The organism is Ideonella sp. BN130291 (assembly GCF_036231905.1).
Classification (GTDB): domain Bacteria; phylum Pseudomonadota; class Gammaproteobacteria; order Burkholderiales; family Burkholderiaceae_C; genus CAMLIZ01.
Genome location: NZ_JAZARE010000001.1, coordinates 25,281 through 44,486, shown reverse-complemented (window position 1 = coordinate 44,486; position 19,206 = coordinate 25,281). Strand labels below are relative to the sequence as shown.

The 19,206-nt window shown below is 71.2% G+C and carries 21 protein-coding genes; 4 read left to right on the top strand and 17 right to left on the bottom strand.

What is annotated here, in order from left to right; all coding sequences use genetic code 11:
- Positions 1 to 22: 22 nt before the first annotated feature.
- Both VPH43_RS00255 and VPH43_RS00250 read right to left on the bottom strand, forming a co-directional pair.
- A complete protein-coding gene (locus VPH43_RS00255) occupies positions 23 to 1,606 on the bottom strand; it encodes a hybrid sensor histidine kinase/response regulator (RefSeq protein ID WP_328575633.1) in 1,584 nt (527 codons plus the stop codon).
- Positions 1,607 to 1,697: 91 nt separating this feature from the next.
- A complete protein-coding gene (locus tag VPH43_RS00250) occupies positions 1,698 to 2,582 on the bottom strand; it encodes an MBL fold metallo-hydrolase (RefSeq protein WP_328575632.1) in 885 nt (294 codons plus the stop codon).
- A gap of 115 nt (positions 2,583 to 2,697) precedes the next feature.
- On the opposite strand from VPH43_RS00250, the gene cphA reads away from it, so the two are divergent.
- Both cphA and VPH43_RS00240 read left to right on the top strand, forming a co-directional pair.
- Positions 2,698 to 5,439, top strand: a complete 2,742-nt coding sequence (cphA, locus tag VPH43_RS00245) for a cyanophycin synthetase (protein ID WP_328575631.1) — start codon at positions 2,698 to 2,700, stop codon at positions 5,437 to 5,439.
- Positions 5,436 to 6,389, top strand: coding sequence for an isoaspartyl peptidase/L-asparaginase (locus VPH43_RS00240; RefSeq protein ID WP_328575630.1), 954 nt, complete (start codon positions 5,436 to 5,438; stop codon positions 6,387 to 6,389). The genes cphA and VPH43_RS00240 overlap by 4 nt, the downstream gene beginning before the upstream one ends.
- A gap of 21 nt (positions 6,390 to 6,410) precedes the next feature.
- On the opposite strand, the gene VPH43_RS00235 is transcribed toward VPH43_RS00240, so the two are convergent.
- The 7 genes from VPH43_RS00235 to VPH43_RS00205 form a co-directional block, all read right to left on the bottom strand.
- A complete protein-coding gene (locus VPH43_RS00235) occupies positions 6,411 to 6,551 on the bottom strand; it encodes a hypothetical protein (RefSeq protein ID WP_328575629.1) in 141 nt (46 codons plus the stop codon).
- 34 nt (positions 6,552 to 6,585) lie between these two features.
- A complete protein-coding gene (locus VPH43_RS00230; protein WP_328575628.1) occupies positions 6,586 to 7,056 on the bottom strand; it encodes a hypothetical protein in 471 nt (156 codons plus the stop codon).
- Between the two features lie 7 nt (positions 7,057 to 7,063).
- The gene (locus VPH43_RS00225; protein WP_328575627.1) at positions 7,064 to 7,558 is read right to left on the bottom strand and encodes a DUF2243 domain-containing protein; all 495 of its coding nucleotides are present in this window, start codon (positions 7,556 to 7,558) and stop codon (positions 7,064 to 7,066) included.
- On the bottom strand, positions 7,555 to 7,713 hold the full coding sequence (locus VPH43_RS00220) for a hypothetical protein (RefSeq protein WP_328575626.1): 159 nt from the start codon (positions 7,711 to 7,713) through the stop codon (positions 7,555 to 7,557). The genes VPH43_RS00225 and VPH43_RS00220 overlap by 4 nt, the downstream gene beginning before the upstream one ends.
- A 98-nt stretch (positions 7,714 to 7,811) precedes the next feature.
- Positions 7,812 to 8,348: a hypothetical protein gene (locus VPH43_RS00215; RefSeq protein WP_328575625.1), complete on the bottom strand. Its 537-nt coding sequence runs from the start codon at positions 8,346 to 8,348 to the stop codon at positions 7,812 to 7,814.
- Positions 8,349 to 8,523: 175 nt separating this feature from the next.
- Positions 8,524 to 8,841, bottom strand: coding sequence for a hypothetical protein (locus VPH43_RS00210; protein WP_328575624.1), 318 nt, complete (start codon positions 8,839 to 8,841; stop codon positions 8,524 to 8,526).
- Positions 8,838 to 9,590 (bottom strand): class I SAM-dependent methyltransferase, encoded by a 753-nt coding sequence (locus VPH43_RS00205; RefSeq protein WP_328575623.1) that lies wholly within the window; start codon positions 9,588 to 9,590, stop codon positions 8,838 to 8,840. The genes VPH43_RS00210 and VPH43_RS00205 overlap by 4 nt, the downstream gene beginning before the upstream one ends.
- 196 nt (positions 9,591 to 9,786) lie before the next feature.
- Here VPH43_RS00205 and VPH43_RS00200 point away from each other — a divergent pair, with 196 nt between their 5' ends.
- Positions 9,787 to 11,445 (top strand): GAF domain-containing sensor histidine kinase, encoded by a 1,659-nt coding sequence (locus VPH43_RS00200; RefSeq protein WP_328575622.1) that lies wholly within the window; start codon positions 9,787 to 9,789, stop codon positions 11,443 to 11,445.
- Between the two features lie 9 nt (positions 11,446 to 11,454).
- Here the strand turns inward: VPH43_RS00200 and VPH43_RS00195 are convergent, their stop codons facing one another.
- From VPH43_RS00195 to VPH43_RS00185, 3 genes are all read right to left on the bottom strand, one after another.
- Positions 11,455 to 12,180 (bottom strand): SGNH/GDSL hydrolase family protein, encoded by a 726-nt coding sequence (locus VPH43_RS00195; protein WP_328575621.1) that lies wholly within the window; start codon positions 12,178 to 12,180, stop codon positions 11,455 to 11,457.
- Between the two features lie 176 nt (positions 12,181 to 12,356).
- Positions 12,357 to 12,914, bottom strand: a complete 558-nt coding sequence (locus VPH43_RS00190) for a GAF domain-containing protein (RefSeq protein WP_328575620.1) — start codon at positions 12,912 to 12,914, stop codon at positions 12,357 to 12,359.
- 180 nt (positions 12,915 to 13,094) lie between these two features.
- Positions 13,095 to 13,487: a hypothetical protein gene (locus VPH43_RS00185; RefSeq protein WP_328575619.1), complete on the bottom strand. Its 393-nt coding sequence runs from the start codon at positions 13,485 to 13,487 to the stop codon at positions 13,095 to 13,097.
- A gap of 246 nt (positions 13,488 to 13,733) precedes the next feature.
- Here VPH43_RS00185 and VPH43_RS00180 point away from each other — a divergent pair, with 246 nt between their 5' ends.
- Entirely contained in the window at positions 13,734 to 14,318 is a 585-nt protein-coding gene (locus VPH43_RS00180) for a hypothetical protein (protein ID WP_328575618.1), read from the top strand.
- Positions 14,319 to 14,335: 17 nt separating this feature from the next.
- On the opposite strand, the gene rbsD is transcribed toward VPH43_RS00180, so the two are convergent.
- The 5 genes from rbsD to VPH43_RS00155 are packed head-to-tail and all read right to left on the bottom strand — an operon-like array spanning position 14,336 to position 19,190.
- On the bottom strand, positions 14,336 to 14,731 hold the full coding sequence (gene rbsD / locus VPH43_RS00175) for a D-ribose pyranase (protein ID WP_328575617.1): 396 nt from the start codon (positions 14,729 to 14,731) through the stop codon (positions 14,336 to 14,338).
- Positions 14,728 to 15,651 (bottom strand): ribokinase, encoded by a 924-nt coding sequence (gene rbsK, locus VPH43_RS00170; RefSeq protein WP_328575616.1) that lies wholly within the window; start codon positions 15,649 to 15,651, stop codon positions 14,728 to 14,730. The genes rbsD and rbsK overlap by 4 nt, the downstream gene beginning before the upstream one ends.
- On the bottom strand, positions 15,648 to 16,652 hold the full coding sequence (locus VPH43_RS00165; RefSeq protein WP_328575615.1) for a LacI family DNA-binding transcriptional regulator: 1,005 nt from the start codon (positions 16,650 to 16,652) through the stop codon (positions 15,648 to 15,650). The genes rbsK and VPH43_RS00165 overlap by 4 nt, the downstream gene beginning before the upstream one ends.
- Positions 16,649 to 17,659, bottom strand: coding sequence for an ABC transporter permease (locus tag VPH43_RS00160; protein ID WP_328575614.1), 1,011 nt, complete (start codon positions 17,657 to 17,659; stop codon positions 16,649 to 16,651). The genes VPH43_RS00165 and VPH43_RS00160 overlap by 4 nt, the downstream gene beginning before the upstream one ends.
- Positions 17,643 to 19,190, bottom strand: a complete 1,548-nt coding sequence (locus VPH43_RS00155; protein ID WP_328575613.1) for a sugar ABC transporter ATP-binding protein — start codon at positions 19,188 to 19,190, stop codon at positions 17,643 to 17,645. Before VPH43_RS00155 ends, VPH43_RS00160 begins: the two co-directional genes overlap by 17 nt.
- Positions 19,191 to 19,206: the final 16 nt, after the last annotated feature.

Genomic DNA, 19,206 nt, shown 5'->3' with positions numbered 1-19,206 from the left:
CGCCGCGCTCCTGTGCGCGCCTTCAGCCCTTCAGCACGTGGCTCAGCGTTTGCAACAGTTTGTCCACCGTCACCGGTTTCTTCAGGTGCGCCACAAAGCCGGCCGCGATCGCCCGCTTGGCGTCCACGGGACGGCCCAGCCCGGTGACCGCGATCACCGGCGTGCCGGCGGTCATGGCCTCGGCCTTCAGCGCGCGGATCAACTGGTAGCCGTCCATGTCGGGCATGGCGATGTCGCTCAGGATGAAGCTGAAGCCCTGGCGGCCCGCCTCTGCCAGCGCATCGGCCGCGCTGTGAGCGCTGACCACTTCAGCGCCCTCCAGCGCCAGCAGCTCGCGCAGCGTCTGCACCGCCTGTTGATCGTCGTCCACCACCAGGGCGCGGTGACCGGTCAGCGTGGCCGCCGGGCTGGCCGGTGGCGTCTCCGCCACGGCGGTTGCCGAGCGTTGCAAGGGCAGCCACACGGTGAAGCAGCTGCCGTGGTCCAGCCCTTCGGAGGTGACTTCCACCTGCCCGTCATGGGCCAGCACCAGGCTGCGCACCAGCGCCAGGCCGATGCCCAGGCCGCCATGCCGGCGGGTGGTGCCTGGGTCCGCCTGCTTGAACATGTCGAACACATGGGGCAGCACCTCGGGCGCGATGCCGCGGCCGGTGTCCTGCACGCGCAGCACCACGCGCCCCTGCTCGATGGCCAGCGTCAGGTCGACCCGGCCGCCGCGCGGCGTGAACTTCAGCGCGTTGTTCAGCAGGTTCCACACGACTTGCTCCAACCGCACGGGGTCGGCGTCCAGCAGCACCGGCTCCTCGGTCACCTCCAGCGCCAGGGCCAGGCCCTTGTGCTCTGCGTCCTCGCGCAAGGCGGTGGCGATGGTGCGTACCACCGCCGCGGCGTCCACGCTGCTGCGGTTGAGCGCCATCTTTCCGGTGTTCACGCGCGACAGGTCCAGCAGGTCGTCGATGATCTGGGCCTGGCTCAGCACCGTCTTGCGGATGGTGGCGGCGGCCTTTGCCACCGCCGGCACGTTGCGCGCTTCGGGCATGCGCGACAGCAGCTCGGCGTTCAGCTGGATCAGGTTGAGCGGGTTCTTGAGCTCGTGCGACATCACGGCGAGGAACTCGTCCTTCAGCTCGCTGGTGGCCTGGGCCTCGGCGCGGCGCATTACCTCCTCGCGCAGCGCAGCCTCGCTTTCGGCCCGCGCCCGCTGGGCGGCGGTCTGGTCGCGCGCGATCTTGCCGAAGCCGCACAGCGGGCCCCCCTCATGCAACGGGTTGGTGATGCCGCTGCAGAACACCCGGCTGCCGTCCCGGCGCACATGCCACCGGTCGTCTTCCGCGCGGCCGTCGCGGCGGGCGCGCTCCAGCTCCTGCTGCGGTGCGCCGGCGGCCTGGTCTTCCGGCGTGAAGAGCATGCCGAAGTACTGGCCGAGGGCTTCGGTCTCCGAGTACCCGAAGATGTGCGCCGCGCCCTGGTTCCAGGTGCTGATGCGGCCTTCGGCGTCCATCGTCATGATCGCGAAGTCGCGCGTGCTCTCGGCCAGCAGGCGCATGCCCTCCTCGGCCGTGCGCCGGAGCGTCCGCTCGGCGGAGGTTGCGATCTTGTTGTTCATACGTGGCGGCAGATGAACCGCGATTGTGCGCGCTGACCCTGGCGGGTTCGGGCCTTGGTGCACCCGGGTGAAGCCCGGGTGCTGTGTGGCATCACGCCATGCCGCGCGCCGGTTCGCGAGGGTGCGCGGCCGGCTGCCCGCTGCGCCGGCCGGCCAGCGCCTCGAACTCCACCGGATCGTGCGCGCACAGCAACTGCACCTCGCCGCCGTGGTCGCGCTTGAGGTAGCGCAGGCGTTCCTGGTTGGCCAGGCGCAGGGTCCGGTCCTTTTCCATCAGCGTCTGGTACAGGCGCAGGCCGGGCGTGCACCATGGCCGCTCCACATCCATCTCGCCGTGGTGGAAGTAGGCATCGCCGGTCTGCAGCAGCCAGCGTCCGCCGCTTCGGATGGCGACGCCGGCATGGCCGTGCGTGTGGCCTGGCAGCGGCACCAGCAGCACCTCCGGCGGCAGGCCGGCGAGCTCGCGCACCGCCTGGAAACCGAACCACGGCTCCCCCGAGCCGGCACGGTACGCCTGCCAGTGCATGCGGCCGCCCCACTGCTGCGGCCGGTAGCGCTGCCGGTCCAGCCACGTGCGCTGCGCGGTGGCCTCGTCGCGCTCGTGCTGCATCAGGTGCACTCGGGCGAGCGGAAAGTCGTCCAGCCCGCCGGCGTGGTCGAAGTCCAGGTGGGTGAGCACGATGTGCCGCACGTCGCAGGCGCGAAAACCGAGCCGCTCGATCTGCCGCACCGCGGTCATCTCCTCGCGGAAGTCCGGGCTCAGCAGCGCGAGGAAAAAGGCGCTCAGGCGCTGGCGCGGATTGCGCACGTCCTTCAGGCCGAAGCCGGTGTCAACCAGCACCAGGCCCTGGTCGGTCTCCAGCAGCAGGCAGTGGCAGCACAACTGACCGCGCTGCAGCACCGAGGGCGTGCGCCCGTCCATCAGCCGGCCACCCAGCGGGCAGGAGGAAATGCAGTTGAGGTGGTGGATGCGCATGGGGTGTCCTTGTGGCCGGAATGCGGCGAGCCGCGGCTGACAAGCCCCGGGGCTTTCCCCGGGCCGGCCCGCCGGTTGCCGAGTGGGTTGCAGATCCTCAGCAAGGGACACACCCATGATCCATGTCATAGAACACCGCTTCCTCCGCGGTCCCAACCTGCACTCACGCCAACCCTGCCTTCAACTGCTGGCGCAAACCGAAGGCGGAGGGTTTCTTGAAGAGACCCACCGCGACACGTTTGCCGACGCACTGCTCGCGCTGCTGCCCAGCCTGAAGGAGCATCGCGGCCTTAACCACCGCGAAGGCGGCCTCATCGCCGGCCTGCGCGAGCAGGGCGACCTGCCCTTCGCGCTGGCCCATGTGCTGCTCGAGCTGCAGTGCCTGGCCGGCGCCGAGCTGCGCTTCTGCCGCAGCCAGCCGCTGCCCGGCGCGCCCGGCCGCCACCGCATCGCGGTGGCCTATGCCAGCGAGCCGGTGGCCGAAGCGGCGGTGGAGCTGGCCGGGCGGGTGCTGCGTTGCGCCGCCGGAGAAGACCGGTTGGACATGCCGGCCGCACTGAAGGAATTGCGGCGCCTGCAGGCGCGCCACGGCACCGGGCCCAGCACCGCGGCCATCGTGGGAGCGGCGCACCGGCGTGGCATACCGGTCATGCGCCTGAGCGACAACGCCAGCCTGTTCCAGCTCGGCTGGGGCAAGGCACAGCACCGGGTGCAGGCCACCATCACCGACCAGACCAGCCACATCGCGGTGGAGGTGGCCAGCGACAAGGAGCTCACCAAGGAGCTGCTGGCCGCGGTGGGTGTGCCGGTGCCAAAGGGCGACGTGGTCTCCACGCTGGAGCAGGCGCTCTCCGCTGCGCGCCGCATCGGCGGTGCGGTGGCGATCAAGCCGCTGGACGGCAACCAGGGCAAAGGCGTGTCCACCCACCTGCGCAGCGACGAGGACATCGCCCGCGCCTTCAAGCTGGCGCAGGACTACGGCGACCTGGTGATCGTGGAGCAGACGATCGAGGGCGACGACCACCGCGTGCTGGTGGTCAACGGCCGCATGGTGGCCGCCTCTCGCCGCGCGCCGCCCACGGTGGTGGGCGACGGGGTGAGCACCATCGCGCAACTGGTGGAGCGCGAGAACGCCGACCCGCTGCGCGGCGAAGGCCATGAGAGCGCGCTCACGCAGATCACGCTGGACGAGCATGCGCTGGCCGTGCTGGCCGAGGCCGGCCGCGACGCCCACAGCGTGGTGCCGCCCGGCGAGGTGGTGCCGCTGCGCACCAACTCCAACCTCTCCACCGGCGGCACCGCCGAAGACGTGACCGAACGCGTGCATCCCTGGACCGCCGAGCTGTGCGTGCGCGCGGCGCTGCAGATCGGGCTGGACGTGGCCGGCATCGACCTGGTGTGCACCGACATCTCGCGCCCGCTGGAAGAGCAGAGCGGCGCGGTGATCGAGGTGAACGCGGCGCCCGGCATCCGCATGCATGAAAGCCCCTCGCGCGGGCTGCCGCAGCCGGCCGGGCGGGCGATCGTGGAGTCGCTGTTCCCCGACCGGCGCAACGGCCGCATCCCGGTGGTGGCCGTGACCGGCACCAACGGCAAGACGACCACCACGCTGGTGGTGGCCACCGCGCTGATGACGCGCGGCGTGAAGGTGGGCTACACCACCACCGAGGGCGTGTACTTTGGCGGCCGGCGCACCATGGAAGGCGACTGCACTGGCTACTGGTCGGCGCGCTCGGTGCTGTGCAACCCGCAGGTGGAAGCCGCGGTGCTGGAAAGCGCGCGCGGCGGCATCTTGAAGCGCGGCCTGGCCTTCGACGAATGCGACGTGGCCATCGTGCTCAACGTGAGCGACGACCACATCGGGCAGGACGGCATCGAGACGGTGGATGACCTGGCGCGTGTGAAGGCGGTGGTGGCCGATACCGCCAGCCGCGCCGTGGTGCTCAATGCCGAGGACCGGCGCTGCGTGGCGATGGCCCCGCGCCTACGCAGCCATGTGGAGGTGATCTACTTTGCCGAGGACCCGCAGCACCCGGCGGTGCAGCGCCACCTGCAGGCCGGCGGCAAGGCGATCGTGCTCGACGGCGACATGATCGTGGTGCAGCGCCTGCGCTGGGCCATGCCGATCGTGGACGTGCGCAGCCTCCCCTTCACCCTGCACGGCCGGGCGCGCCACAACGTGCAGAACGCGCTGGCCGCGGTGGGTGCGCTGGTGGCGCTGGACGAAAGCCCGACCGACATCGCGGTGGGGCTGCAGGCCTTCCACAGCACCGCACAGGCCAACCCCCTGCGCTTCAACGTGTTCAACGTGCGCGGCGTGCAGGTGATCGTGGACTACGCCCACAACGTGGCGGCCTACCGCGCGCTGGCGCAATCGGTGCGGGGCGTGAGCCAGGGCAAGGTGGTGGGCGTGGTGTCCGCGCCTGGCGACCGCCGCGATGCGGAGCTGCAGGAGGTGGGGCGCGTGTGTGCGGAGGGCTTCGACGAGGTCATCGTGTACGAGATGGACGAGGACCGCGGCCGCGCCAGGGGCGACACCGTCCCGCCGCTGCTGCGCGGCGCGCAGATGGTGGCCGCGCGCGGTGCCGCGCCGGTGGCCATCCTGGACACGCGGGAGGCGCTGCGCGAAGGCCTGCGCCGCTGCCAGCCGGGCGACACGCTGGTGTTTGGCAATGCCAGCGACCTGGAGGACCTGTTCGCGGTGACCGGCGCGGCGCAGCCGTACCACGAGATCCCGCCGGTGCCTTCGGCCGACGACCTGCATGAAAGCGAGCCGTGGCCCGCCGAAGGCCATGCGCTGAACGGCCAGGCCGATGGCCAGCACCTCACCCCCGAAGCCACGGAAACCCCGCAATGACCAAGCCCATCTCGATCCGTCCCCAGCCCATGGTGGTGACCCATGGCGGCAGCAGCAGTGATCCGGACACCGAACGCGACGGCTGCGAAGCCGGGGCCCGTGCGGGCCTGCGGGCACTGCAAGGCGCCGATGCGCTGGCCGCGGTGGTGGCGGCGGTGAGCGTGCTGGAAGCGGACGGCCGCTACAACGCCGGCCGCGGCGCGCTGCTGGGCATGGACGGCAAGACCATCTCCTGCGACGCCTCGGTGATGGACAGCCGCGGCAAGCTAGGCGCGGTGGCCAACCTGCTGGAGGTGATGCACCCGGTGCAGGTGGCGCGCCGCGTGGCCGACACCCCGCACCACCTGATCGTCGGCGAGGGTGCGCTGCAGTTCGCCAAGAAGATCGGCCTGCACCATACCTTCGAGGCTACGCAAAAGGCGATCGACCAGTACAAGGAGGAAGTGCAGGCGATCGAGCGGGCTCCAGACCAGAGCTCCAGCGATGCGCAGGACACCGACTCCGACGACGGCAAGGCGGCGATCAAGCGGTTCTGGAACTTCAGCGGCAGCTGGCAGGAGGCGCGCGACCGCTCCGGCCACTGCACCGTGGGCGCGGTGGCGCGCGACGCAGACGGCCACTTCGCCGCCGCGGTGTCGACCGGCGGCTCCATGCCGGCCCTGCTGGGCCGGGTGGCCGACTCGCCGCTGATCGGCTGCGGCTTCTATGCCGGCAGGGCTGGTGCAATCGCCTGCACCGGCATCGGCGAACACATCCTGCGCCACAACCTGGCGCTGCGGATCTACCTGTGGATCGAGGGCGGCATGGCGCTGCGCGAGGCGATGGAGCGCGGCGTGGAACTGCTGCCCGAGGGTGTGGAGATCGGCCTGATCGGCATCACCCGCGACGAAGCCGAGGTGGTGGCACGCAAGCCGATGGCGCATGCGCTGGCCGGGGGCCTGGCCCGCTGACCCCGCAGGCGCGGGCGGCGGTCAGTCGGCCGGCAGCGTGTCGATCAGGGCGAGCAGCTGGTGCAGCTCCAGCGGGTTGGGAAAGTGGCTGTCGAAGCCGGCCTCGAAGGCCAGCTTCTGGCCGTCCTTGGGGATGCGCCCGCCCATGGCAGCGGCTGTCAAGCTGCGTTCCCCATGCCGGCCAGCGCGGGCGCGGTCACGCGAGCGGCTCGGGCTCGGCCGGATCTTCCGGGATCAGGGTTTCGATGAGCTGCATCTCGGCCGCCAGCAGCAGGCGTGCGCTGTGGCGCATGCGCTCCTGCAGCTGCGGGATGACCAGGTGTTGGTCGACCCGGATCACCTCCCCCATGGCCGACAGCGCCAGCGTGCGGGTGGCCTCGTACTGCGGGTGCAGGGGCGGCGTCGAGAGCAGCTCCGCCATCATGGCCTGCGCGCAGACGTGGGCGGCCCGCACCTCGTTGCCGGTATCGACCCAGCCCAGGCCGGTCAAGGCCGGCAGCACGATGGATTCCATCGCGCGCAGGTGCCCGCCCAGGCACTTGGCCCATTCGTCGAACGCATGGTCGGCGTCCGGTGTTTCCGATCGGGTGGCCACCACCTCGGCCAGGGCGGACAGGCGCATGTGCACCCTGCGCATGAAGGCGATGGCGTCGAGCTGGTTGGGCATGGCGCGATTATCGGGCGCCGCCGCTGCCAGCGCGGCGGGTGGGGCCTGTTGTGCCGATGCGCGCCATGGCGCCGCCGGCCAGGATCAGCAGCACGCCCGAGGCCAGGAAGCCCAGGTCGGCCGGCAGCGGGTTGGCCTGGACGTTGTCCACCACATGGTGCAGCCCGAGCCATTGGTGGTCGATCAGCCCTTCGATCAGGTTGAACAGGCCCCAGCCGAGCAGCATGCCGCCCAGCAGCAGCGGGCCGCTCCACGGCACGTCGCTGCGCCGGCCGCAGCGGAACAGCAGGCCGATGCCGAGCGCGGTCATCACCCACACGGCGGCATGGAACACGCCGTCCCAGAACATGTTGACCTTGGCGTCCACCAGGTTGGTGGGCGGCAGGCGGGCCGACAGCATGTTGTGCCACTGCAGGATCTGGTGGAACACGATGCCGTCCACGAAGCCGCCCAGGCCCGCGCCCATCAGCAGGCCGGCGGCCAGCAGCGGCCGCGGGTTCATCGGCCACCTCCGCCGCAGCGGTACAGCAGCAGCGCCACCGCCACCAGCAGCGCCACCGGCAACAGCAGCACGCCCAGGTTGAACCAGAAGTCCGGGGCGTGGATGCGCGCATCCACCGCCGGTGCGCATGGGGCGCAGAGCAGGGCCAGGGTCATGGTGAGGGGGGTTCGCGGGTAGCGCCCGACAAGGTGTGTTCGGCCATCAAAAAAGGCCGGCGCGCGGCGCCGGCCTTCGGTGCTGCGGCAAGCCGCGATCAGCCGCGGTCCGCACGTGCAGCACGGCTGGAGCGCGAGCTGCCGCTGGTGCCGCTGGTCGTGCTGGTGTCAGAGCCGGTGCCGGTGGTGCCCATCGTGCTGGAGCCGCTGGTGCTGCCGGAGCCCATGGTGCTGGAGCCGGCGGAGCCGCTGGTCGAGCCCGATGTGCCGGTTCCCATGGACGAGCCGGTGGAACCCGAGGTGCCGGTGGCGCCGGAGGTCCCGGTGGTCGAACCCGCGGTGCCCGTGGTGCCGGTGCCGGACGTGCCGGTGTTCGTGCCGCCCATGCTGCCGCTGCTGCCCGTGCCGGTGCTGCCGGCGCTGGTGCCCGCGGCGCCCGTGCTGGTGCCCGAGCCGCCGGTGGAGCCGGAGGTGCCCGTGCTGGAGCCGCCGGTGGAGCCGCCCGTGGCGCCGGTGCCGGTGCTGCCGCCGGTGCTGCCACCCGAGCCGCCCGATTGGGCGACGGCGATGCCGATGCTGGCGAACAGGGAAACCGCCGCTGCGGCGATCTTCAACTTCTTGTGTGCTGTGCTCATGTGGAACTCCTGGTGGGGGAACAAGGTGGGCTTAAGTGGCCGGGCCCGGCGCCGCACGCCGCGAAGGCTGCTGCGCCGGGCCTCGTCCGGAACCTCATGCCGGCAATGCGAATGCCAGGACTTTCCCCGGGTCTACCTGCTAAGGCCCGATTCGGCATGGCCTGCGGCTGGCGCTTCAGTCGTTGCGGTCCTGGCTGTCGGGGCCGGGCCGGCCCGTCGGGTTCTGCTGCATGCCGCGCTCGGCGCCGCCGCCGCTGCCTTGCGCACCCGCAATGCCTTGCGACGAGCCCTGGGCACGGCCGTCGGCCATGCCGGTGCGTTCGCTCTGCGAGCCGGTGCTGCTGCCCGCGCGCGAGCCCTGGCTCATCTGGCCGCGCTGCTCGGACGGCGTGTTGCGGGCGGGCTGCCCCTGTTGCTGGCCCTGATCGCCGCCCTGCTGCTGTTGCTGATCGCGTTGCTGCTGTGGCTGTTGTGGGTTGCGCTGCTCGTTCATGACGGCTCCTGTTCAAGGGGTTGATGGCCTTGCTGGAGCGGCAAGCGGGGTGCCGGGCGGGCAGGGCTGTTGCGCAGCACCACCAGGCGCGAGAGCTTGAACAGGTTCACCGGGCGCACCGATTCCACCTGCCAGTCGTGCCCGAGGATGTGATCTTCGAAGCTGAAGTCCGAGCGGAAACCGATGCGGTCGGCGAGGCGCCGCACCGCCCGCTCCATCAGCCACCAGAAGCGGCTGCCGCTGAAGTGGTTGACGATCAGGATGTGGCCGCCGGGCTTGCACACGCGCCGGATCTCCTGCACCAGCCGGCTGGGGTCGGGCGTGACCGAGAGCACATAGGGCACGGTGACGCAGTCGAAGCTGTGGTCGGCGAAGCTCATGCGCTCGGCATTCATCAGCGCCAGCGTGATGTCGCGCTCGGGCATGGCCGCGGCGCGCTGCATCGCGCGCTCCAGCATCGCGGGAGACAGGTCGATGCCGGTGACGCGGGCGTCGCGCGGATAGCCGGCCAGGGTGAGGCCGGTGCCCACGCCCACCTCCAGCACGGACTGGGGCCGCACGCTGCAGGCAGCCTGCGTCATGGCGCGGCGGCCCGGCTCCAGCACCGCGCCGAACACGCGGTCGTACAGCGGCGCAAACCGGCCGTAGGTTCGCACCACCGCCTGTGCGGTAGGGCCGGTGGCCGCGGGTGCGGCGGCTGCGTCGAAGGGGGCGGTGCGGGCGGGGGGCGGCTGGTGTGCGCTGTGCATGGGCGGTGGCTCGGTCAGGGGAACGAACGGTGACGGGTGCAACTGCAGTGCCCGATGCGCGGTGTCAATGCAACTCGATGTGGCGGCCTGACCGGCCTGGCGCTGTGGGGATCGAGGCTGGTGGCGGGGACGCCCGGGTACAGTGCAGGCAGGCCCGGGGTTTGCCTGGGCTGAATCCCCGTTCCAGGGAGCGCCCATGACGGCCTACCGCTCAGCCAGGCCCCCGACCGATCGTCAAGGGTTGCTCGAAGCGTTGGGCGTGCGGAATGCAAGTGCCGAAGCCTGCTTCGAATCACTGGTCGCCATGGCGGCCCACGCACTGGGTGCGCCGACCGCACTGCTGTCGTTCCTCGATGCCGAAACGGTGTGGGTGAAGGCCTGCGTCGGCTGGGACGACGAGCGCTCCTACGGCGCCGACGGCTCGTTCTGCCAGTTCGTCGTGCGCTCCGGACAGGCCCTGTGGGTGGACGATGTGAGCCGCGAGTCGCCCTGGAGCGGCAGCCACCTGGTGCAGTCGCATCCCTGGATCCGCGCCTATGCGGGGGTGCCCATCGAATTTGCCGGGGCGACGGTGGGTGCGCTGAGCGTGATGAGCCCTGCTGTCGGTGTGTTCTGCAGGCAGGATGAGCCGTCGCTGCTGCGCCTGGCCACCGTGGTGAAGGGCCTGCTCAATGCGCGCATCGCGCAGTGGCTGCGCCAGCAGGAGGCGCAGCGGTCGATGGAATTTGCCAGGATCTCGGGCGACTGGCTGTGGGAGACCGACGCCCAAGGGCACTACGAGTGGCTGTGGGGCGCCAGCTTCGAGCGCAAGACCGGCCTGGCGCCCGAGCGCCTGGAGGGGCAGCCGGTGCTGGGCGGCCCGATCGTGGACTGGCTCGGCGCTCCGGTGGAGCCGCCCGACACCTTCGAGGCCGTGCTGCATCGGCAGGAGACGTTCAGCGCACTGCTGGTCCAGGTGGATGTGAGCGGGCATCGGCTCATCGTGGCGCGCGCGGGCGAGCCGCACCATGGCGCGGATGGCCGGTTCCTGGGTTACCGCGGGTCCTCGCGCGATGTGACGGCACAGATCGAGCTCAACCGGCAGCTCGCGCTGGCCAACCAGCTGCGCGAGGTGGCAGAGCAGACCACCCGGGCCAGCAACCGCTTCATGTCGCAGGTGAGCCATGAGCTGCGCACGCCGCTGAACGCGATCCTCGGCTTCACGCAGCTGATGGTGGTGGACCATGAAAGCGGCATGGCACCGCGCCAGATCGAGCGCATGAACCATGTGCACGATGCGGCGTCGCGCCTGCTGTCGCTAATCAACGACATGCTGGATCTCGGCCGGGCACAGGAGGGCCGCCTGGTCCTGGGCACCCGGGACGTGGCGGTCGCCTCCGCACTGAAGTCCGCCCTCGCCTTGGTGGAAACCGCCGCGGCCGGGCGGAACATCGCGGTCACGGTGGACGCGCCGGACGGCCTGTGCGTGCAGGCGGACCCGCGCGCGCTGGACCAGGTGCTGCTCAACCTGCTGTCCAACGGCGTGAAGTACAACGTGGACGGCGGCCGCCTCACCATCCACGCCCGCCGCGTGGATGGGCACGTCGCCATCGCGGTGCAGGACACCGGCATGGGCTTGACGGAGGCGGAGCTGGGCCAGCTGTTCCAACCCTTCAATCGGCTGGGCGCGGGCAAGGGCGGCACCCCCGGCACCGGGCTGGGGCTGGTGATCTGCCAGGCGCTGCTGCTGTCCATGAAGGGCCAGATCGATGTGAAGTCGTGTCCCGGGGAAGGCACGGTGGTCACGATACGGCTGCCCGGGTGTGCCGCACCGGCTGCCTTGGTGGAGGCCGGTGTTCCTGCTGCCGGCCCCTGAGCGCGGCCGCTACAGCGCCGCCAGGAAGGCGCGCCGCACTTCCGACGCGCCGGTGAGGCTGGGCTCGATGGTGTGCACGTACCAGCTGGGGTCGCCGCGCAGGAAGTGCGCGTGCAGGTCCACCAGGGTGCCATGGCGCGCGGCCAGGCTGGCTATGACCTCGTTGACGCGCCGGTGGTTGGCGCGGGCGATGCGTGCATCGATGCCGAGGAAATTGCGGCTGTCGTCGCCGAAGGTGGGGTCGTAAACCGTACCGAGCAGTACCGGTCGGATCGGCAGGCCCTTGAGAAAGCGCTCCAGCGCGGCTTCGAAGCTGCGCACGCCGGGGCCGGTGTCGGCGGCCAGGCCGCGCAGCAGGTCGTTGCCACCCACGGTGAGCAGGGCGATCGCGCGGCCATGGGGCCGCGCCAGGCCGGCGGCCTGCGCGGGCAGCCCGGCCACGGTGGCGCCGTCCACCGCCCGGTGGTCCAGCTGTGCCGGGCCGCGTGTGCCGAGGTCGCGGCCCTTGAACTCGGGGAACAGCGTGTCCTCGTTGCGCACCAGCAGCTGCCCCGGGTGCACGCCGTGGGCGTTGTAGTGGCCGCAATCGAGCACCGAGTCGCCGAAGGTGTGCACGGTCAGCACGTCGGCCGGCCGGGCCGCGGCCGTGGCACGCTCGCCCACCGCGGCCAGCAGGGCGCCGGAGGCGGCGCCCATCCAGCGCCGGCGGGCCAGGGAGGGCGGCGGTTCAGTCATTGCGTCCCACCTGCGCGTGGGTGGCGATGGCACCGCTGGAACAGCGGCCACCTCACGCCATGCTGCGGCACGTCCCCGCGCATCAGCCCGTCGAAAAAACCTGCCATGGCCCCATCCGGTGGCGCGCAGCGGCTGCGCTTGGGCGATACCGGCACATCGCATGCCGGGCGGGTGGGTCAGGCGTCGAGCTGGCCGGTGTCCCACCAGCCGCTCTCGCCGCGTTCGTGGCGGGCGGTGTGCAGCGTGATCATGGCGGCGGCCCGCTTGAGCTGCGTGACCTCCGCGGTGCTCCAGTCGCGCAGCCGGCCGGTCTGCTCGCAGCACACCACGCCGAAGGTGCGGCCGTTGAGCGTGAACGCGGCGTCCATCATCGAGCGGGTGTTGGCGGGCACCAGGTAGCTGTCGCGCATCGGCGCCAGCACCGGGTCGTTCCAGGCGTCGGGCGCCACATACACGCCCTGGCTCACGAGCACGGCGAAGTAGTCGCGGTAGTCGTCCTCGCGGATCTCCTCGCCGCCGTCGCTGGCGCCTTCACCTTCGTCGTGGCGCGCCAGGCAGCGCATCACGCGGCCGCCACGCTCACCGAAGATCTGCCACAGGCCCACCCGCGAGCAGCCGAACTGCTGCTGCAGCAGCTCGGCCAGGTCGCGGCGGTAGCGCTGGCGGTCGATCACGCCGGCGGCCAGGCTGGCGCCCAGGTGCTTGAGTGCGGCATTGAAGGTGGTGTCGTCCATCGCAGAAGGCACCGGCGGGCGGACCGGAAGCCCCCGGGGGCAAAAGCCTCAGTGTGCCGCCTTGGCCGCCGCAGCCATCCCCAGGCGATGCTGCAAAACGTGAGAAATGCTGCGCTTGCCCCAGGGGTGACACACGGCCCCTGGTGGCCTGATGGTGGCGGGCGCCCCGCCGCGGTGGGCTCAGCCCTTGGCGGGCTTCTTGGGTGCGCGGCGTGCGGCGTCCAGCGCGGCGGCCTTGGTGGCGTGTTTTTCGGCGCGCGAGGGCTTGTGGCCCTTGGCCGCTGCCTTGGTGGCCTTGGGCTCGCCGGCCTGTTTGGGCGCGTCGGGCTTGTCCTTGGGCTGGGCGCGATGGGTGCGCACCAGCTTGTCGACGGCGCTGGCGTGCACACGCGCCTGGGCCTGCCGGCTGGCGCGCTCGGCCTTGACCTGGCGCCGCTCTTCCAGCAGCGCCCGTTCCGCTTCGGAGGGCGCCTGGTCCGCGCCCTGCGACTCGATGCGGCTGGCCATCGCGCGGTGCAGCGCCTGGCCGTTGTCCCTCAGCTGCCGGGTGACGGATGCGGTGCGGATCGGCATGGCGGGCTCCTGGGTGGCGGAAGGGCCACTGTAGGCCAGGGTGGCCGGCGCGGCCAGCGAGCCAAGGTCCGCGCAGGGGGCATCGCGGGTCGGTGGCCGGGCCATGCAAGGGCACAGGAGCATGGCGCGGCGCCCGGGCGCGCCTACAACCTGATGAGGGAGAGGGAGGACATGCCCGTTTCCTGAACGCCACGCCCCGCCGGGTTCATGTCCGTGTTGTTCCACCCTCGAGAGGACCCCTCAGCCATGAACAAGCTTTCTCCTCGCGTGCTGGCCGCATCCATGCTGGCGCTGGCAGCCGTGTTGCCCGGCATCGCCTCGGCCGCACAGGTCGTGGACCTGGTGTTCGACGGCGTGCCGACCGCGAACACCGATGCGCCACCGGCCACCGCCGCGTTTGCCGGCTGGTGCGGCGGCGCCTGCTTTCCGACCACCACCTTCCCGGTGTACGACGTGTCCACAGGGAACAAGCGGGGCACGGCCTCCGTGTGGGGCAAGTCCTTCGCCTTCGGCACCGGCGGGTCCTTGTGCTTCAGCGAGTTCATCGCGTTTTCACTCAACGAAGGTCAGCTGCAGGTCGTCTCGGGCCCCAACGGCACGTGCGGCGCGCCGATCGACCCGGCGCTGAAGCCGCCGCTGCACACCGAGCTGGGTGCGCAGGTCGTCATCGCAGGCGGCGGCGACGGCGTGATCGCCGGTGGCACCGGGCGGTTCAAGCACTGGACCGGCAGCTACACCGACCGGGTGTTCGTGGGCTTCGGCCCGCCGACCGCCGGCGTGGGCGGCATCGTCTACTACGACCAGCTGTGGTTCAAGGTGACGGGGCAGTAGGGCAGCACATACGCCGGTCAGAACACCACGCCCGAGAACAGCATCAGGTTGGCGTAGGGCGTGCATTCGCCGGTGCGCACGATGGTGCGCACGCCGCGGCAGCGCGCCTTGAACTCGGCGTGCGGCAGCTGGGCCAGCGGCGCCGGTGCGAGCCGGTCGCGCACCTGCTGCACGAGCTGCGGGCCGTGCTGCAGCCACTCCTCGGCATGCAGCGCATGTTCCACCTGCATCTCGCTCAGCAGCGCGTCCAGCACCTGCCAGAAGCTGGGCACGCCGCGGGTGACGGCCAGGTCGATGCAGGGTGTGCCCGCGGGCACGGGCAGGCCGGCATCGGCCACCACCACCGCGTCGCCGTGGCCCAGGGTCGCGACCAGCTGGGACAGGCCCGCATGCAGCAGCGCGGTCTTTTTCATGCGGCGGCCTCCGGCAGGACGCTGAGCTCGCCGCGCCGCGGCATGGACGGCATGGCGCCGGCGCGGGTGACGCTGATCGCTGCCGCCTGCTGGGCGAAGCACACTGCGTCGCGCAGGGGTTGGCCCTCGGTGAGCGCGACGGCGAGCGCGCCGACGAAGGTGTCGCCGGCGCCGGTGGTGTCGTGCGCCACCACCTGCGGCGCGGCGGCGCTCCAGCTGCCGGTGGCGTCGGCCACCTGCACACCCCGTTCACCCAGGGTCACCACCACGGTGGCCGGGCCCAGGGTGCGCAACAGCGCTGCCGCGTCCGGCGCGCCGGCGCAGCGCGGATGCAGCAGCGCGGCTTCGCTTTCGTTGGGCACCAGCAGGCTCACCTGTTGGAGCAAGGACGCCGGCAGCGCGGCCGCGGGCGCGGGATTCAGCAGCACCGGCACGCCGGCCGCGTGGGCCAGCGCCACGGCCCGCTCCACCGCGGCCAGCGGCACCTCCAGCTGGCACACCAGCAGCGCGGCACCGCGCAGGGTATCGGCGGCTGCCTCCACCTGCGCGGGCGAAACCGCGTGGTTGGCCCCGCCCGACAGCGCGATCGCATTGCGGCCGGCGGCATCCACCGTGATCATGGCCACGCCGGTGGATGTGCCCGCCACGCTGCGCAGGCCCGTCACGTCCACGCCTTCCGCCTGCAGCGCGGCGGTGGCCTCGCGGCCGAATTCGTCATCGCCCACGCAGCCGAGAAAGGCGACCCTGCCGCCCAGGCGCGCGGCGGCCACCGCCTGGTTGGCACCCTTGCCGCCGGGCCAGCGCTGGAAGCCGCTGCCGTGCACCGTTTCACCCGGGGCGGGCAGGCGCTCGCAGCGCAACACCAGGTCCATGTTGACGCTGCCGAGCACCACGATGGGCCGGTTCGTGGGCGCCCTCATCGCTGACACGGCCCGCTGGACTGCCGCACGCACAGCGAGGGCTGCAGGATCTCGCGCTGCAGCGGCCGCGCCGGGTCGGCGATGCGCTGCAGCAGCAGCTGCGCGGCCAGCTCGCCAGTCTGGTGCTTGGGCTGGACCACGGTGGTGAGCGGCGGGTTGCTGTAGGCCGCCAGCGCAATGTCGTCGAAGCCCACGATGGAGATGTCCTCCGGAATGCTGAAGCCGGCCGATGCCGCCGCGCACACCGCGCCGATGGCCATGAGGTCGTTGGAGGCGAACACGGCGCTGGGCTGGTGCTTGCGTGCCAGCAGCGAGCCCATGGCCTGGTGGCCGCCCGCGCTGGTGAAGTCCGCGGCGCGCAGCAGCTGGGGGTCCGCCGCGATGCCGGCTTCGCGCAATGCCCGCTGGTAGCCTTCCACCCGCTGGCGCGAGGACGACAGCGACTGCGGCCCCGAGATGCAGGCGATGCGGGTGTGGCCGAGCTGCAGCAGGTGCTGGGTGGCGAGGTAGCCGCCGGCCTCGTGGTTCACCTCCACCAGGTCGGCCGCCAGGTCGTCGATCTCGCGGTCCACCACCACCTGCGGCATGTGGGTGGAGCGCAAGGTGTCCAGCAGCTCCAGGTCGCCTCCGGAGGACAGCACGATCAGGCCGTCGATCTGCTTTTCGGTGAGCACGCGCACATAGGTGGCCTGCTTCTGCGGGTCATCGTCCGAGTTGCAGAGGATGACGTTGAAGCCGGCGTCGAAGCAGGTGTCCTCGATGCCGCGGATGATCTCGGCGAAGTACGGGTTGGAGCTGTTCGGGATCATCATGCCCACGGTGTGCGTGCGGCTGCTCTTCAAGCTGCGCGCCAGGGCACTGGGCACGTAGTTCAGCGCGTCGATCGCCTGCTGCACGCGCACGCGTGCGGCCTCGCTCACGAAGCGGGTGCCGTTGATCACATGCGACACGGTGGTCACCGACACCTGCGCGTGCTGGGCCACGTCCTTGATCGTGATCATGCGGCGCGCCTCGTCAGCCGCGCGCGGTACACGTCGAGGATGACCGCCAGGATGATCACCGCGCCGGTGACCATCTGGCGCAGGAAGTCGCTCATGCCGATGAGAATGAGGCCGTTGGCCAGCACGCCGATGATGCAGGCGCCCAGCAGGGTGCCGATGATGGAGCCGCGCCCGCCGGACAGGCTGGTGCCGCCGATGATCACCGCCGCGATGGCGTTCAGCTCGAAGCCGATGCCGAGGATAGGGCTGGCGATGGTCAGGCGCGTCATGTACACCACCGCGCCGATGCCCACCGCCACGCCGGCGATCACGAAGGCCGCGATCTTGATCAGCCGTGTGTTGTGGCCCGCCAGGCGCACGGCTTCCTCGTTGTTGCCGATCGCATAGACCAGGCGGCCGAACACGGTGCGGTTGAGCACGAACCAGCCGAGCAGCACCAGCGCCAGCGCGACCAGGAAGATGGCCGGCACGCCCAGCACCGTGGCGCTGCCGAAGTTGTTGAAGGCATCAGGAAACTCGTAGATCGTGCGCGCCTGGGTCCACTGCAGCGCCGCGCCGCGCGCCACATTGAGCATGCCGAGCGTGACGATGAAGGAGGGGATGCCCCAGTAGGCGGAGATGGCGCCGTTGGCCAGCCCGCAGACCGCGCCCACCGCCACGCTGGCCGCCAGCGCCAGCGGGATCGCCGTGCTTTCGGCCAGGCCTTCGGCCTTGAGCACCGTGCCGGCCACCACCGCGCAGAAGGCCATCACCGAGCCCACCGACAGGTCGATGCCGCCGACGAGGATGACGAAGGTCATGCCCACCGCCAGGATCACGTTGATCGCGATCTGCGTGAAGATGTTGGTGATGTTGTTGGAGGTGAAGAAGATCGGCGACAGGCTGGCGAACACGGCCACCAGCAGCACCAGCGCCACGCCGATGCCGGCCTCGCGCAGCACCAGCGCCGCATGCTGGCGCATCCGCCGGGTGGCCGGCGCTGCGGCGGGATCAAGCGGCTTGGGCATCGTCGGTGTGGGATGCACGCAGGTACTCCTGGTAGGCCATCGCGAGGATGGCTTCTTCGTTGAAATCGGGTCGGGCCACCTCGCCGGCCAGGGTGCCCTTGCTCAGCACCAGCAGGCGGTCGCACAGGCCCATCAGCTCGCGCAGGTCGGAGGACACCACCAGCACGGCCAGGCCGTCGGCCGCCATGCGCTGCAGCAGCGCGTGGATCTCGGCCTTGGCGCCCACGTCCACGCCGCGGGTGGGCTCGTCGAGGATCAGCACCTTGGGCTGGCGCAGCAGCCACTTGGCGAGCACCACCTTCTGCTGGTTGCCGCCGGACAGTTGCCGCACCTGCTGGTGCACGGAGGCGAGCCGGATGCCGAGGTCAGTGGCGGCCTGTTGCGCAATGCGTGTTTCCGCATCGGGCCTCAGCAGCCCGGCGCGTGACACCGCCTTCAGCCGGGCGAGGCTGATGTTGCTGCGGATCGGCATGTCCAACACCAGGCCTTCGTCCTTGCGGTTCTCGGTGAGCAGGCACACGCCGTGTTGCAGCGCCTCGCGTGGGCTGCGCAGTCGCACCGGCTGGCCGTCGCGTTGCACCTGACCGGCCACCAGGGGGTCGGCACCAAAGAGGGCGCGCACGGTCTCCGTGCGGCCAGAGCCCACCAGGCCGGCCAGGCCCACGATCTCGCCGTAGTGCAGCTGGAAATCGATGCCTTGCGATCCGCGCTGGCCGCGGTAGCGCAGGCCCTGGACCCGCAGCGCGGGCACGGCGGAGGCGGTTCGCTGGGCCGCATCGCGTTTGCTGGGCGCGTCCACGCTGCGGCCCACCATCAGGCGCACCAACTGGTCGCTGGTCGTCTCGGCCATCGGTTGGGTGGCGATCCGGCGGCCATTGCGCAGCACGGTGACGCGGTCGCAGATGTCGAACAGCTCGTCCAGGTGGTGCGAGACGAACACCACCGTCACGCCCTCGCTTCGCAGCTGCCGGATGATGGCCAGCAGCTGGTCGGTCTCGCGCGGGGTGAGGGTGGCGGTGGGCTCGTCCATGATGACGATGCGGCTGCGGCCCGACAGCGCGCGGGCGATCTCGATCAGCTGGCGGTGCGCCATGCCCAGGCCGGCCACCCGCGTGGCCGGGTTCAGGTCCACCAGCCCCACACGCGCCAGCAGCTCACGGGCGCGCCGGTCCATGGCCCCGCGGTCCAGCAGGCCGAAGCGCTTGCGCGGCAGGTGGTCGAACAGCAGGTTCTCGGCCACCGACAGCTCGTCCAGCATGTGCAGCTCCTGGTGCACCACGCGGATGCCGGCGCGCATGGCGTCCAGCGGCGTGTGGGGCGCATAGGGCTGGCCGAACAGCAGCATGCGGCCGCCATCGGGGCGCTCGGCGCCGCACAGCAGCTTGATCAAGGTGCTCTTGCCGGCGCCGTTTTCGCCCGCCAGCGCATGCACCTCGCCGGGCTGCAGCACCAGGTCCACCGCGTCGAGCGCGAGCACGCCGGGGTACTGGCGGCTCAGGCCTTGCAGCTCCAATGCGGGCGTGGTGTCCATGGTGTGCAGCTGGGCG

Coding starts and splice junctions, on each gene's coding strand:
- VPH43_RS00255 (WP_328575633.1), bottom strand. CDS start 1,606: ATGAACAACAAGATCGCAACCTCCGCCGAGCGGACGCTCCGGCGCACG.
- VPH43_RS00250 (WP_328575632.1), bottom strand. CDS start 2,582: ATGCGCATCCACCACCTCAACTGCATTTCCTCCTGCCCGCTGGGTGGC.
- cphA (WP_328575631.1), top strand. CDS start 2,698: ATGATCCATGTCATAGAACACCGCTTCCTCCGCGGTCCCAACCTGCAC.
- VPH43_RS00240 (WP_328575630.1), top strand. CDS start 5,436: ATGACCAAGCCCATCTCGATCCGTCCCCAGCCCATGGTGGTGACCCAT.
- VPH43_RS00230 (WP_328575628.1), bottom strand. CDS start 7,056: ATGCCCAACCAGCTCGACGCCATCGCCTTCATGCGCAGGGTGCACATG.
- VPH43_RS00225 (WP_328575627.1), bottom strand. CDS start 7,558: ATGAACCCGCGGCCGCTGCTGGCCGCCGGCCTGCTGATGGGCGCGGGC.
- VPH43_RS00220 (WP_328575626.1), bottom strand. CDS start 7,713: ATGACCCTGGCCCTGCTCTGCGCCCCATGCGCACCGGCGGTGGATGCG.
- VPH43_RS00215 (WP_328575625.1), bottom strand. CDS start 8,348: ATGAGCACAGCACACAAGAAGTTGAAGATCGCCGCAGCGGCGGTTTCC.
- VPH43_RS00210 (WP_328575624.1), bottom strand. CDS start 8,841: ATGAACGAGCAGCGCAACCCACAACAGCCACAGCAGCAACGCGATCAG.
- VPH43_RS00205 (WP_328575623.1), bottom strand. CDS start 9,590: ATGCACAGCGCACACCAGCCGCCCCCCGCCCGCACCGCCCCCTTCGAC.
- VPH43_RS00200 (WP_328575622.1), top strand. CDS start 9,787: ATGACGGCCTACCGCTCAGCCAGGCCCCCGACCGATCGTCAAGGGTTG.
- VPH43_RS00195 (WP_328575621.1), bottom strand. CDS start 12,180: ATGACTGAACCGCCGCCCTCCCTGGCCCGCCGGCGCTGGATGGGCGCC.
- VPH43_RS00190 (WP_328575620.1), bottom strand. CDS start 12,914: ATGGACGACACCACCTTCAATGCCGCACTCAAGCACCTGGGCGCCAGC.
- VPH43_RS00185 (WP_328575619.1), bottom strand. CDS start 13,487: ATGCCGATCCGCACCGCATCCGTCACCCGGCAGCTGAGGGACAACGGC.
- VPH43_RS00180 (WP_328575618.1), top strand. CDS start 13,734: ATGAACAAGCTTTCTCCTCGCGTGCTGGCCGCATCCATGCTGGCGCTG.
- rbsD (WP_328575617.1), bottom strand. CDS start 14,731: ATGAAAAAGACCGCGCTGCTGCATGCGGGCCTGTCCCAGCTGGTCGCG.
- rbsK (WP_328575616.1), bottom strand. CDS start 15,651: ATGAGGGCGCCCACGAACCGGCCCATCGTGGTGCTCGGCAGCGTCAAC.
- VPH43_RS00165 (WP_328575615.1), bottom strand. CDS start 16,652: ATGATCACGATCAAGGACGTGGCCCAGCACGCGCAGGTGTCGGTGACC.
- VPH43_RS00160 (WP_328575614.1), bottom strand. CDS start 17,659: ATGCCCAAGCCGCTTGATCCCGCCGCAGCGCCGGCCACCCGGCGGATG.
- VPH43_RS00155 (WP_328575613.1), bottom strand. CDS start 19,190: ATGGACACCACGCCCGCATTGGAGCTGCAAGGCCTGAGCCGCCAGTAC.